Genomic DNA, 12,625 nt, shown 5'->3' with positions numbered 1-12,625 from the left:
CGAGGGTCGGTCAGGGAGTAGAGGGTTCCGGGGCGCGACGGGCGCGGCGCACCGCCCAGAACGTGCCGAGCAGCGCCACCCCGACGAGCGGATAGCCCATCGCCAGCCGGGCGACGCCGAGCCAGGTCTCCTCGTCGGCGTTGTAGAGCAGGCCCTGCACCACCACCCGGGCGACGAAGACCAGGGTCCACAGCAGGCTCGCGAGCGTGTAGGCCCGCAGCAGGCGCCGGTCGCGGCGCCAACCCTGGCCGTCGCCGTTGATCCCGTGCCAGATCACACCCGCTAGCGGCCAGCGCACCAGCACCGACACCAGGAACGCGAGGCCGAGCGCCGCGCTGAAGAGCAGGCCCGGCAGGTAGAAGGCTCGCGCCTCCCCCGTGCGGTAGGCGATGAACGCGGCGACGCCCACAGCGAAGAGCCCCGACACCGCCGGCTGCAGCGCCTGCTTGCGGGCGACGCGCCAGATCGCGATGGCGACACCGGCCGCCAGCGCCGCGATCAGCGCAGCCTGCAAGGCGAACAGCAGGTTGACGACGACGAAGACGGCGACCGGGATCGTGGAGGCCACGATGCCCTGCACGCCCCCCATCTGCTCGAGCAGGGTGGGGAACTCGCGCTGCGGCCTGTCTGCGCCGGGCTCCTGCTCCGGCGGTGGACCTGCGGTCACTGCGCTTCCAGGGTCATCGGGCTCCTACGGTGTTTGGGCCTGACAGATCTCGTAGTACGGGTTGTAGAGCACCTTGTGCCCGTCGCGGACGGCGATCCGGCCCCGCACACGCATCGTGCGGCCCGGCTCGATGCCGGCGATGCGCCGGCGACCGAGCCAGATCAAGGTGACGCCCTCGGTGCCGTCGAAGAGCTCCGCCTGGAGGGACGCCTCCGCATCCTGGGGGCAGAACTCGACGCTTCGCAACCTACCCAACATGGTGACTTCCTGGCCGCGGGCGCACTCCGACGCCCTGTGCGCCCCGGACTTCTCCGCGTCCTCGGACAGGTCCACGGCGTCGAGAACCTCGACGTCGCTCGTCAACTTGCGCAGCATACGGCGGAACGCTCCACCATCGTTGCTGGCCATGTCTCCCCCAGCTCGGTCGGTACCCATCGTCGGGCGCCGCTAACGTCATCAGAGTAGCCCCCGAGAAACGTTCGCGACGTGTCCGAGCCCTGCGCTGAATCACCGTATCGGCCCCGGCGTCCCTGCCCGAGTCGTGGGGGCCCCGCGCGGGCCGTCGTGCTGCCCGGATCCGGCTCGGACGAGGTGTTCGTCCGGGCTGTTTTCGCCGCGCCCCTGCGCGCGCTCGGCATTGACCTGCAGACCGTGGCGCCACGTCCCGGGAGCGACGTGGTCGCCGGCTACCGGGCCGGGCTGGACGCCGCACTGGCCGGTCCCGGACCCGTCCTGGTGGGTGGCATCTCACTCGGCGCGCACGTGGCCGCGTCGTGGGCGAGCGAACAGCCCTCCGGTGCCGGACCCGCAGGCCTCCTGCTCGCGCTGCCGGCCTGGATCGGGCCACCACGCGACGCCCCGGCAGCGCTGACCGCCCGGGCCACCGCGGCATACGCCCGCTCCGGCGGGGTGGAGGCCGCGGTGGCTGCCGCCCGGGCGGGCTCGCCGCCGTGGCTGGCGGCCGAGCTGGCCAGGGCATGGCCGCGGTACGGCACGGGGCTCGCCGACGCGCTCGACGCGGCGGCCGACGAGCCCGCGCCCGACGCGGCCGCCCTGCGCTCGCTCACCGTCCCCGCCGGGATCGCGGCGCTCGTCGACGACCCGGTGCACCCGCTCTCGGTGGCCGAGCGCTGGTGCGCTCAGATGCCCCGCGCGGCTCTGGTGAGCGCGCCGCTTGCGGCGTTCGGCGCCGACCCCGCCGTGCTCGGCCGCGCCGCCGTGCTCGGTTATCTGCGCGCGGCCCGCGGCGGGGCCCGGGAGCGCGCTGATCCCGCCTAGTCGGGCCTGCGGTGCCGGCCCGTGGGCCGGTCCGGGGCGGCCGGCGGCACGAAGACCTTCAGCGGCGTGGTCGCCGGCGTGACGTCGCCCGCCTCCGGGGCGGCGTGCCTGCCCCGACCAGGACGAGCGAACTCGTCCGAGGCTGCCGGCGGATCGGCGTCCGTGACGAACGAGAACTCCCGGGTGAACGGAGCCTCGCGCACCTCCGTGTGCCACTCGCCGCCTGCCGCGCCGTCCACGACGTCGTCGGTGGGCTCGGAGGTCCGCCACCTGCCGGTGTTCGACGGCGCCGCGTACTCGGACTCCGCCGCGTAGCCGGGCGACCTGCCGTACTCCGGCTGCTCGCCGTACTCGGGCGACCCGACGTACTCCGACCGATCGCCGTACTCGGCTGCCCTGCCGTGGTCCGGCCGCTCGCCGTATCCGCGGGATGCGTCGTAGTCGGACCGCACCTCGGATCCCGGCGTCTCGTAGTAGCCGGACGAGGGCGGCGCGGCGTACTCACCGGTCTCGACGAGGCGGTCCTCACGCAGCGCCCGGCGCCCACCGCTCGACGGCGCCGGATCGACCGGCTCGGGGACAGCCCGCAGGTCGGGGCGGGACTGCTCGCTCTCCGCGGCCTGGCGCCGGGGCGTGGCCGCGTCGCCGTGGCCGTTCCTGCCGCGCGTCGGGGACCAGGGCGACTCCGCCGGCCCGTCGGCCACCGGACGCGCGTCGTAGCGGTCCGCGAGCGGCCAAGGGTCGGTCGGCGCGTCCATCCCGGGGTCGGGTGCATGGCCCCGCGCGAGTTCGGGCCGGTCGGCCCGGGCAGCCCACGACTCCTGTGCGTCGTCCAGGCGCGGGTCGAGCGCCCAGGGCTGGGTCGGGAAGCCGCCTGGCAGGGACCCGGACGCGCGCTGCTGGCCGCCCGACTCCTGCACCTGGTCGGGCCGGCCGGCCGGCCTCCAGGACCCGGTACCGGCCCGGTCCGCCACGGCCTGCTCGGCCGGGTCGGGGGGCAGCGGGCCCCAGATCTCGGTGGGGGCGTCGGCGAAGTCGTCCGGCTCGCGGCCGGCGACGACGCCGTCATCCACGTCGGCGATGCGCTGGACCGGATCCGCCCACAGCGGAGTGCCGGCTCCGGCGTCCGGCCGCGGTGCATGCCCGTTGCGATCGCGCCCCGGAGCCGGATCGATCTCCGCATCGGGCTGGGGGGCGTAACCGTTGCGGTTCCACGCGGCAGGCTGAGCGACCTCACGTGGAGCGGGACCGGGCCTGCCGGGCTGCCGCGGACGGGGAGCCGGCCGGACGGCACCGGACTGCTCGCCGAGTCGGACGGCGCCGGACTGCTCGGTGAGCGGCGGAGCCGGCACCTGCTCCTGCACCGGACGCTCCGGAGCGCCGGACGGTACGGATGCAGCGGTGGACGGCGCGGAGGCGACCGCCGGCGAGGACGCCGCAGCCGCAGCCTCCTCTTGCGCCTGCGCAGCTTCCGCCTCCGCCTTGGCCGCTGCCGCGGCGGCCATGGCCTCGGCCAGGTGCTCGGGCACCACCAGTGGCAGCACCGTGCGCACCGGATAAGGCGCCCTGCCACGCACCACGACCGTGGCACGCAGCATCCGGCGCAGCTCGAAGTCGAGCGTCTCGGCATGGTCGGCCGGCCCGGTGGCGACGCCGTAGAGCATCCAGCGCGGGCCGTCCACGCCGATGAACACCGACTTCGCCCCACCGGAGTTGGCGTGCAGCTCCCGGCCCCAGGGACCCGGGAACGACCGGACGGTGGCTCCGCCTTCACGCAGCGACGTGTCGATCTCACGGGCCAGTTCGGGCCACAGCTTGGACGACTTCGGCGCCGCCAGCGCACTGACCGACAGCCGGCCCTCGGGCAGCGCGACGTGCACGGCCTGCATGCGCCCGTTGGCCGTGGGCTCGACGGCCACGGTGCCGCGCTTCGGCACCGGCACCTGCACCGCGCCGAAGTCCACGACGCCACTCGCGTCGGTGGCCTCCGGGTCGAGGTCGTCGCCGTCGTACGGGCCGACGCCCGGCGACATGTCGTCGACGTCGTCCTCGCGCTGGTCGAGGGCGAGTGCGCCACCGCTGCGCGGCTCGTCGAGGGCCTGCTCCGTGGCGACGGCCAACCGGTTGCGGCGGGCCACTAGCGCGCCTCTCCGACGCCCAGCCGCTCGTGTCCTCCCGTGGACCCGTGCCCGCCCGTCCCGCGCTCGGAGCCGGGCAGCTCCTCCACCTCGACGAACCGCACGTGCTCGACCTTCTGCACGACGAGCTGTGCGATCCGGTCGCCGCGGCGCAGCCGCAGTTCCTCGCGGGGATCGTGGTTGATCACGCACACCAGGATCTCGCCCCGGTATCCGGCGTCGACAGTGCCCGGTGCATTGACGATCGACAGCCCTGTGCGTGCCGCGAGCCCGGACCTCGGATGCACGAACCCGGCGTAGCCCATCGGCAGCGCGATCGCGACGCCGGTGCCGACGACTGCACGCTCGCCGGGCGGGAGGACGACGTCGCTCGTGCACCTCAGGTCGACCCCCGCATCGCCCGCACGCGCGTAGGAGGGCACCGGGAGAGCAGGGTCCAGCCGGGTGAGCAGCACCTCGACCGGACACCCGGGCAGCGATGCTGCCGGCGATGCGGTGAGCGGTTCGTGCTGGGGAGCATCGACGGGGCCGGGCACGACGGGCGAGGCTACCCTCGGCTCCCGTGAGCGAGCATCCGTCGCCGGGCGCGCCTGCGACGTCCGGCAGTTTCCGGTTCGACGAGCGGTTGTCCGTGCCGTTGTGGTGGTACCTGCCGGCGATCGGAGTAGCGATCCTGCTGGGCGCCGAGATCCACATGGGCTACCCGGGCATCCGGTCGTGGATCGGCTACGCGATCTTCATTCCGCTGTTCGTGATCGCTCTGTTCTGGCTCGGCCGGATCCGGCTGCGGGTGACGGACACCGAGCTGCAGGTGGGCGATGCGCGGCTCCCGCTGCGTTCCATCGGCCGCGTCGAGATCGTCCCCAAGGACCGTAAGCAGATGGCGCTCGGACCGGAGCTGGATCCCGCCGCGTTCCTCATGCTCCGCGCCTGGGTGGCTCCCGTCGTGCGGGTCGAGGTCACCGATCCGGACGACGCCACCCCGTACTGGGTCTTCAGCGTCCGCGACCCGGAGGCCCTGGTCGCCGCGCTCCGGCGGTGAGATGAGGCGCGGACGCACCGCGTCCGGCCCCGGAAACCCCGTTCACGAAACGCCGAACGCCGCCCCGATACGACGCTGCCCCGGACCGGAATGCCGGTTCGGGGCCGTGTCGGTCGGGCGGCGCCGGTGTTGTGGCGCCGCCCGTTGAGCGCCGGGTTGTCCGGCGCCCCTACATCGGGCCGTCGAAGCCCGTCGAGGGGACGCTAAGCCCCGTCGTCACGCAGCCTGAGTCAACAGGTAGCCCGAATGGTCGGGCAGCCCGGATCGTCAGGCGGCGCAGTCGCGGCAGATGTACTGCGAGCCGTTGCTCTCGGCCAGCCTGCTGCGGTGGTGCACCAGGAAGCAGCTTGCGCAGGTGAACTCGTCCGCCTGCTTGGGCAGCACCTTGACCGTGAGCTCCTCGCCGGACAGGTCGGCGCCGGGCAGCTCGAAGCTCTCCGCCGTGTCCGACTCGTCGACATCGACCACGGACGACTGGGCCTCGTTGCGACGGGCCTTCAGCTCGTCGAGCGAATCCTCGGCCAGATCGTCGGTCTCGTTGCGCCTGGGCGCGTCATAGTCGGTCGCCATCGTTCCCACCCTCTTAACACACCTGTCGTCTTCGTGCGGCTGGACAACGCGGCAGCGCTGGGCTTTGTGCCCAGCATTGGAGTGACGCGCGTCTCAGCTGAACCCGGGCCATGACTGGATCGGATATAACGCCGTCAAGTGCTCGGACTGCCCCGGGGCGCAGAGGGTAGCCCAGGGTGTCGACACGCGCCCGCTGCCCCGCCGTGCACGCGCAGGGCCATTAGGGTGCCCGTCGTGGCACTCCCCTCCGACCGCGGCGTCACCGGCGGCACGCGGTCCGTCCCCGACGCCCATCCCGGAGCAGACACGGCCGTTGTCGGCGCCTGGCTGGCCGAACGCCTCGGCGACACCGCGTGGCTGCAGAGCAGCCTGCGCCCGATCGGTGCCGGCCGGTCGAACCTCACCTATCGTGTCGACAGCCCCGCGGGCGCGGTGGTGCTGCGCCGCCCGCCGGTCGGGGAAGTCGCTGCCACAGCCCACGACATGGGTCGTGAGCAGCGCGTGATCTCCGCGCTGGCCGGCACGCCCGTTCCCGTCCCCCGGGTGCTGGCGACGTCGGCGGGCGGCCCGCCGGTCGACGCGCCGTGCTTCGTGATGGAGCTCGTGGACGGCGTCGTCCCGCTCGGCGAGCTGCCGCCGGGCTGGGCCACCACCGAGGACGAGCGCAGGCGCGCGAGCGAGGCGCTGGTCGACGTGCTGGTCGCGCTGCACGCCGTGGACCCCGACGCGGTGGGGCTGGGTGACTTCGGCAGGCCGGAGGGCTTCATGGCCCGCCAGCTGCGGCGCTGGAACACCCAGTGGGAGCAGGCCCGGTCCGCCGGGATCCCGGTGACCGCGGAGACCGTGTCGGAGCTGACCAGGCTCGCCGACGCCCTGGCCGCCGCGCTGCCCGCCACACAACGTCACACGATCGTGCACGGCGACTACCGCATCGACAACTGCCTGTTCGATGCCGCCGACCCCGGTCGGATCCGGGCTGTGCTCGACTGGGAGCTGTCGACGCTCGGCGACCCCCTCGCCGACCTCGGGTTGCTCCTCGTCTACTGGCGCGACGCCGACGACCACCCGATCTGGCAGGCGTCGCGGCACATCCCGAGCCCGACGCAGCTGCCCGGGTTCCTGGATCGTGCCGACGTCGCGCGCGCATACGCCGCGGGATCGGGCCTCGACCTGGAACCGCTGCCCTGGTACGTGGCGTTCGGCGCGTTCAAGTTGGCGGTCGTGCTGGCCGGGATCCTGGCGCGCGTGCGCGCTGGGATGGTGCCGGCGTCCATGGGGGCCGGGCTCGAGGGCAGCGTCGACCCCCTGGTGGCGCTGGGGCACCACGTGCTCGCTGAGGGTCTGACGTGATGACGGGCGGAACGGTGCGCCGCCTGCGGCCCTACCAGCGACGCAGACGTGGTCCCGTCGTGATCGTGGTGTCCGTGCTCGCGGTCGCCGCGGTGGTCGTGTGGACCACGGTGCTGGTGAACGCCTCCGGTCCTGCGGGCACCGCGCAGTGCCCGGTGCCGGCGACCGGCCCGCTACCCGGCCAGGTCGTGTCGACCGACGAGATCATCGCCGTGCCTCCCGTCCCGCCGGCGTCCGTGCAGGTGCGGGTGCTGAACGCGGGCGGACAGCGCGGTCAGGCCAACCTGGTGGCCGCGCAGCTGGGCGACCTCGGTTTCAGCGAGGCCGCGCCGCCTGCCAACGACCCCTTCTACCCGGACGAGAACCTGGAGTGCACCGCGCAGCTGCGCTTCGGCTCGACCGGCGAGGCGGCTGCCAGCACGCTGGCTCTGGTGCTGCCCTGCGCCGAGATGGTGCGCGACGGTCGCACCGAGAGCACCGTCGACGTCGCGGTGGGCACGGCGTTCGGCGACATCCACCCCGGCACGCAGGTGCAGGACGTGTTGGACCAGTTGTCGGCGGCTCCGACCGGGGGCACGGACGGCTCGGCCAACGCCGACCCGAACGCCGACCCGAACGCGGCGGACGCGCCCCCGGCGCCGCAGGTCGACCCCACTCTGCTCGAGGAAGCCCGCAGCGCGAGCTGCTAGGCGGGGTTCGGGTGGCGTCAGACCGACGCCGCTCCGTGCTTGCGGACCAGTGCAGCGAGTTCCTCGGCGATCCCCGGGGTCGCGGCGAAGAGGGCATCGGCACCGAGCCCGTCGTCGGGCGGGACGCTGCCGGTCGGGCCGGGAGTGCGCACCACGGCGCCCGCCTCGGTGGCGATGAGCGCGCCCGCTGCCCAGTCCCACCAGTTGCACCCGTGCTCGAGATACGCGTCCGCCCAACCGGCTGCCACTGCGCACAGGTCGAGCGCCGCCGAGCCGGTGCGCCGGATGTCGCGAACGAGTGGCAGCAGCTCACCGATCATGCGCACCTGGCGCACCCTGCGCTCGGCGCGGTAGGAGAAGCCGGTGGCGAGCAACGAGAGCGACACGTCGGTTGCGGCGGAGACCCGCAGCGACTTTCCGTTGCAGGTGGCCCCGCCGCCGACCGCAGCGCTCCACAGGCGCCCCGACGCCGGCTCGATCACGGCCCCGGCGACGGACTCCCCGTCGCGCACCGCCGCAACCGACACCGCGTACCAGGGCATGCCGTAGAGGAAGTTGACGGTGCCGTCGATCGGGTCGACGACCCACAGCGTCCGTGAGCCGTCGGCGGTGCCGCCGTGCTCCTCCCCCATCACCGCGTCGCCGGGCCGCAGTTGCGCGACCCGGTCCCGGATCAGGGTCTCCAGGGCATGGTCGGACGCCGTGACCACGTCCGTGGGCGTGCTCTTCGTGGAAACGCTCCGCTCCGACCCCTCGGAACCGTCCTCGTCCCACGGACGGGGCAACTCATGTAGGTGTTCGGCCGCCTCCCGGACGAGGCGCTCGGCGATGCGGCGCAACTCTTCCGGGTCGTCGGCGGACGGCGTTCCGGGATCGATCGGTGCGGTCGGACGGGCCTCGTTCACGGACATCATCCGACCACACGGCACATCAGAGTGACGTGGGTTGTACCGGGGCAGACACGGATCGTTGACGATTCGCGTGGCGAGGCGCGGACGTCCGGAGCACACGCAGTTACAATGACGCGGTACCCCGATGCGGGATGGCCTCCATGAAGCACCAGGACGGCGATCCGGCGCGGTATCCGACAACATCTCGACCTGCAGCCGGATCTCATACGCGTCCCGGCGCACCGCAGAGCGCACCGTAGCGAGAGGGCCTAGTGGCAGCCGCAGACTCCGCAACCCGCATCGACTCGTCAGTAGAGACGACGAGTCCCGCACCCGCACGTACCCGTTCACGGACGGGCGCGTCCGCCAAGACCGCGACGAAGTCTCCGCGGTCGCGCACGGGTACCCCGGCGAAAAAGAACGGGGGCCCCGCCCGAAAGGCGGCAGGCGATCCCGCGGGCGAGGGCGAGCCCACCGATCTCGAGGGCGCCGACGTCGAACTCGACGGCGAGCCCACCGACCTCGAGGAGGTCGACGTCGAGCTCGACGCCGATCTGGTCGGCGACGTGGCCGAGGGCGGTGACGCCGCGGCGGACGACGACGATGACGACGACGATGACGACGACGAGGTCGCCAACACCGGCGCCAACCGTCGTAGTCCTGCTCAGCGGGAGCGCTCCTCCACACCCCAGAAGTCGGGCGACTTCGTCTGGGACGAGGAGGAGTCGGAGGCCCTGCGGCAGGCCCGCAAGGACGCCGAGCTCACCGCCTCCGCCGACTCGGTGCGCGCGTACCTGAAGCAGATCGGCAAGGTCGCGCTGCTCAACGCGGAGGAGGAGGTGGAGCTCGCCAAGCGCATCGAGGCCGGCCTCTACGCCGCCGAGCGCATGCGCCGCTCCATCGACGCCGGCGAGAAGGTCTCCCCCCAGCTGCGCCGCGATCTACGCTGGATCGTCCGCGACGGCGAGCGCGCCAAGAACCACCTGCTCGAGGCCAACCTGCGACTCGTGGTCTCGCTGGCCAAGCGCTACACCGGGCGTGGCATGGCGTTCCTGGACCTCATCCAGGAGGGCAACCTCGGTCTGATCCGCGCGGTGGAGAAGTTCGACTACACCAAGGGCTACAAGTTCTCCACGTACGCCACCTGGTGGATCCGGCAGGCCATCACACGCGCCATGGCCGACCAGGCCCGCACCATCCGCATCCCGGTGCACATGGTCGAGGTCATCAACAAGCTCGGCCGCATCCAGCGTGAGCTGCTCCAGGACCTGGGCCGCGAGCCCACCCCGGAGGAGCTGGCCAAGGAGATGGACATCACCCCGGAGAAGGTGCTGGAGATCCAGCAGTACGCCCGGGAGCCCATCTCGCTGGACCAAACCATCGGCGACGAGGGCGACAGCCAGCTCGGCGACTTCATCGAGGACTCCGAGGCGGTCGTCGCGGTCGACGCGGTGAGCTTCACACTGCTGCAGGACCAGCTCCAGTCGGTGCTCGCCACGCTCTCCGAGCGTGAGGCAGGCGTCGTCCGGCTGCGGTTCGGCCTCACCGACGGCCAGCCGCGCACTCTCGACGAGATCGGCCAGGTCTACGGGGTCACCCGCGAGCGGATCCGGCAGATCGAGTCGAAGACGATGTCGAAGCTGCGCCACCCCTCGCGGTCGCAGGTGCTGCGCGACTACCTGGACTGACACACTCGATCGAACCGCCGCCGACCTGCCATTTCGGTAGGTCGGCGGCGTTGTCTCGGCATGGACCGCGCTCTCGATCCGTGACGGGCCCGATGACCACACGGTCGTTCCATGAGTGCAGAAGGCCCCTGCCGGGGATGAACTCCCCGGGCAGGGGCCTTCTCGTCTGCGCGACGGCTACCGGCCGCGCCCACGTACGGCGCTGAGCCCTTCGGGCTGATCACCGCCGCACTTGCGGGTGCATGGCCTCAGGGGCAGCCGGTCACGTTGCTGCAGTTGTTGGGCTGGTTGGCCGCCACGGTGGTGCTGGTGAGTGTGACCGTGCCGCCGGTCCGGACGATGCCGCCGCCGTCGGCGCCGGTTCCCACTGCTTGGTTGGTGATCACCGCGACGCCCTGCAGGGTGGTGGTGCCCCCGGTGAGGATGCCACCGCCACGGGCGTTCGTTCCGGTTGCGGTATTACCCAGGACCTGGCTGTTGGTGATGTTCAGCGTGCCGCTGCTCCACACGCCGCCACCGCTCGCATCCGAGCCGTTGACGATGTTGTTGAGGACCGGACTGCCGGTCAGGTTCAGGGTGCCGGCGTTCGTGAGGGCCCCGCCGAACGCGTTCGGGCCTGTCGCGTCGTTGCCGGCGAGCCGCGTACCGTTCAGCGTGACCGACCCGTTGAGGACGACGATTCCGCCGCCCGCAGATGTGGCGACCCCGCCGGTCCCGTGATTGCCGGTCACCACGCTGTTGGTGAAGGTGGTTGCGCCATTTCCTTGGTTGTTGAAAGCACCCCCTTGGCCACCGGTGTTGTTGCTGAGCGTGCTGCTGTCGATCATGACGGTGCTGCCCTGATTGAGGATCGCGCCGCCGCCCACGGAGGTGGCGGTGTTGCCGGTGACGGTGCTGGCAGTGAGGGTCAGGCGGCCGCCGACGCTGACGAAGATCGCACCGCCGTTGCTGGCGCGGCCGCCGCTCAGTGTCAGAGCGTTCAGAGTGAGGTCGCCCGTTCCCGCGACGTTGAAGAACCGGAAGAGCGAGGCCGACGAGCGGGTGATCGTCGCCCTGTTGCCGTTGATGCGAATCGGCGTGGTGATGGCCGCCAAACCGTCTTCGCCCCCGACCGGTGTGGTGAGCGAGTAGGTGCAGGCAGGGCTGAGATTCAGCGTGCCACCGCCGGCCGTGTTGGCGGCGACGACCGCGCTTTGCAGCGCGGCCGCATTGCACGGCACCAGGGTCTGTGCGACCGCGGTCGCGGGCAGGCCCACCAACACGCCGCCCATCACCACCGTCCCAGCCAGGAATCGACGAGCGCGCATGAAGGACCGTCTTTCAGTTCCAGGGGGTCGTGCAGACGGTGCACGCCCGCGATCAGCTGTAGGACGAGCACGCTAACCACGGCCCTGCTGCATACGATCGAGCCTCGCCGCAGCAATCATTCGATAGAAACCCCAGTTCAACCCACCGGAGGACGACTGCCCGCCGCGCACCCGACGGCGGGCAGTCCGGCGGGGATGAGGCCACGTCGCGAAAGTGGTGCCGCTCGACGGCCTCCCGGCAGGTCGGCTCGGATAGATCGTTTGTCTCGCTGCGGCAAGAGGCGAGAACAGAGCGCGGACGAAAAAACTGAGGAATCTCGGCGAGCGTCGCGAATGAGCCCTCGGAACACAACCCGGGAAGGAGCGGCAGGGGAAACCTCGGCGCTCTCGAAACGCAGCCGAAATCGGGGGGATCCAGCGCATTTCAGCACATCGGATCCGGCGAGCTCTTTCCCGTGGATCGGTTGTGTCAGCCGAGAGCGTCCGCACACCTGCGATGCCGCACGCGGGGCTCGGTCCAGCAGAGATACGCCGCGCCGGCGCTCGTCGAGCCCGACCCGCACCGGCTGTGCGAGCGCCGAGATTCAAGCCATAACGAATGTCAGGAGGAGCCAGGGTTCAGATTTCTCCATACCCATCGGGGTGCGGACCTGACCTACACTTGCCGGCAGTCATTCTTGAGGAGGGATTTCGTGAAGGTCCGTGAGAATCGGACGAAACGGTCACGACGCACACTCACCCTGCTGGCCACGATCGGTGTAGGAAATGCGTTCGAATGGTATGACTGGAACATCTACGCCACGTTTTCGGTGTTCTTCGCATCCCAGTTCTTCACCAACACCACCCCCGGCAGCGCCCTACTGGCCACCCTCGCCGTCTTCGCCGTCGGATTCATCGCCCGCCCCTTCGGCGGCCTGCTCTTCGGCTGGCTCGCCGACCGCACCGGACGCCAACCCGCCATGACCCTCACCGTCGCCGTCGCCGCAGCAGGCAGCCTCATCATCGG

13 protein-coding genes are annotated in these 12,625 nt (G+C 71.7%); 6 read left to right on the top strand and 7 right to left on the bottom strand.

Features of this window, described 5'->3' with window-relative positions; translation table 11 throughout:
• Positions 1 to 10: 10 nt before the first annotated feature.
• On the bottom strand, positions 11 to 667 hold the full coding sequence (locus tag ABD743_RS33285) for a DUF3159 domain-containing protein (RefSeq protein ID WP_344726921.1): 657 nt from the start codon (positions 665 to 667) through the stop codon (positions 11 to 13).
• Positions 668 to 691: 24 nt separating this feature from the next.
• Positions 692 to 1,075, bottom strand: coding sequence for an OB-fold nucleic acid binding domain-containing protein (locus ABD743_RS33280; protein ID WP_344726919.1), 384 nt, complete (start codon positions 1,073 to 1,075; stop codon positions 692 to 694).
• A 156-nt stretch (positions 1,076 to 1,231) separates the two neighbouring features.
• Here ABD743_RS33280 and ABD743_RS33275 point away from each other — a divergent pair, with 156 nt between their 5' ends.
• Positions 1,232 to 1,945 (top strand): alpha/beta hydrolase, encoded by a 714-nt coding sequence (locus ABD743_RS33275; RefSeq protein WP_344726917.1) that lies wholly within the window; start codon positions 1,232 to 1,234, stop codon positions 1,943 to 1,945.
• Here ABD743_RS33275 and ABD743_RS33270 read toward each other — a convergent pair.
• The gene (locus tag ABD743_RS33270; protein ID WP_344726915.1) at positions 1,942 to 4,083 is read right to left on the bottom strand and encodes a DUF3710 domain-containing protein; all 2,142 of its coding nucleotides are present in this window, start codon (positions 4,081 to 4,083) and stop codon (positions 1,942 to 1,944) included. The genes ABD743_RS33275 and ABD743_RS33270 overlap by 4 nt on opposite strands.
• The gene (dut, locus tag ABD743_RS33265) at positions 4,083 to 4,559 is read right to left on the bottom strand and encodes a dUTP diphosphatase (protein WP_344726951.1); all 477 of its coding nucleotides are present in this window, start codon (positions 4,557 to 4,559) and stop codon (positions 4,083 to 4,085) included. The genes ABD743_RS33270 and dut overlap by 1 nt, the downstream gene beginning before the upstream one ends.
• An 86-nt stretch (positions 4,560 to 4,645) precedes the next feature.
• On the opposite strand from dut, the gene ABD743_RS33260 reads away from it, so the two are divergent.
• Entirely contained in the window at positions 4,646 to 5,125 is a 480-nt protein-coding gene (locus tag ABD743_RS33260; protein WP_344726913.1) for a DUF3093 domain-containing protein, read from the top strand.
• Between the two features lie 267 nt (positions 5,126 to 5,392).
• On the opposite strand, the gene ABD743_RS33255 is transcribed toward ABD743_RS33260, so the two are convergent.
• Positions 5,393 to 5,695, bottom strand: coding sequence for a DUF4193 domain-containing protein (locus tag ABD743_RS33255; protein ID WP_169396904.1), 303 nt, complete (start codon positions 5,693 to 5,695; stop codon positions 5,393 to 5,395).
• A gap of 234 nt (positions 5,696 to 5,929) precedes the next feature.
• On the opposite strand from ABD743_RS33255, the gene ABD743_RS33250 reads away from it, so the two are divergent.
• The gene (locus ABD743_RS33250) at positions 5,930 to 7,045 is read left to right on the top strand and encodes a phosphotransferase family protein (protein ID WP_344726911.1); all 1,116 of its coding nucleotides are present in this window, start codon (positions 5,930 to 5,932) and stop codon (positions 7,043 to 7,045) included.
• Positions 7,045 to 7,734 (top strand): envelope integrity protein Cei, encoded by a 690-nt coding sequence (gene cei / locus ABD743_RS33245; RefSeq protein WP_344726909.1) that lies wholly within the window; start codon positions 7,045 to 7,047, stop codon positions 7,732 to 7,734. Before ABD743_RS33250 ends, cei begins: the two co-directional genes overlap by 1 nt.
• Positions 7,735 to 7,751: 17 nt before the next feature.
• Here cei and ABD743_RS33240 read toward each other — a convergent pair whose 3' ends face one another.
• Positions 7,752 to 8,645: an inositol monophosphatase family protein gene (locus ABD743_RS33240; protein ID WP_344726907.1), complete on the bottom strand. Its 894-nt coding sequence runs from the start codon at positions 8,643 to 8,645 to the stop codon at positions 7,752 to 7,754.
• 251 nt (positions 8,646 to 8,896) lie between these two features.
• On the opposite strand from ABD743_RS33240, the gene ABD743_RS33235 reads away from it, so the two are divergent.
• Positions 8,897 to 10,312, top strand: coding sequence for an RNA polymerase sigma factor (locus ABD743_RS33235; protein WP_379659134.1), 1,416 nt, complete (start codon positions 8,897 to 8,899; stop codon positions 10,310 to 10,312).
• 248 nt (positions 10,313 to 10,560) lie between these two features.
• On the opposite strand, the gene ABD743_RS33230 is transcribed toward ABD743_RS33235, so the two are convergent.
• Positions 10,561 to 11,583, bottom strand: a complete 1,023-nt coding sequence (locus ABD743_RS33230) for a hypothetical protein (protein WP_344726905.1) — start codon at positions 11,581 to 11,583, stop codon at positions 10,561 to 10,563.
• A 728-nt stretch (positions 11,584 to 12,311) separates the two neighbouring features.
• Here ABD743_RS33230 and ABD743_RS33225 point away from each other — a divergent pair.
• The coding region (locus tag ABD743_RS33225; RefSeq protein WP_344726903.1) for an MFS transporter at positions 12,312 to 12,625 on the top strand (314 nt) is incomplete at its 3' end.

It is taken from the genome of Pseudonocardia yunnanensis (genome assembly GCF_039534065.1).
In the GTDB taxonomy this organism is placed as follows: Bacteria; Actinomycetota; Actinomycetes; order Mycobacteriales; family Pseudonocardiaceae; genus Pseudonocardia; species Pseudonocardia yunnanensis.
This window is presented reverse-complemented; position numbering and strand designations above follow the sequence as displayed.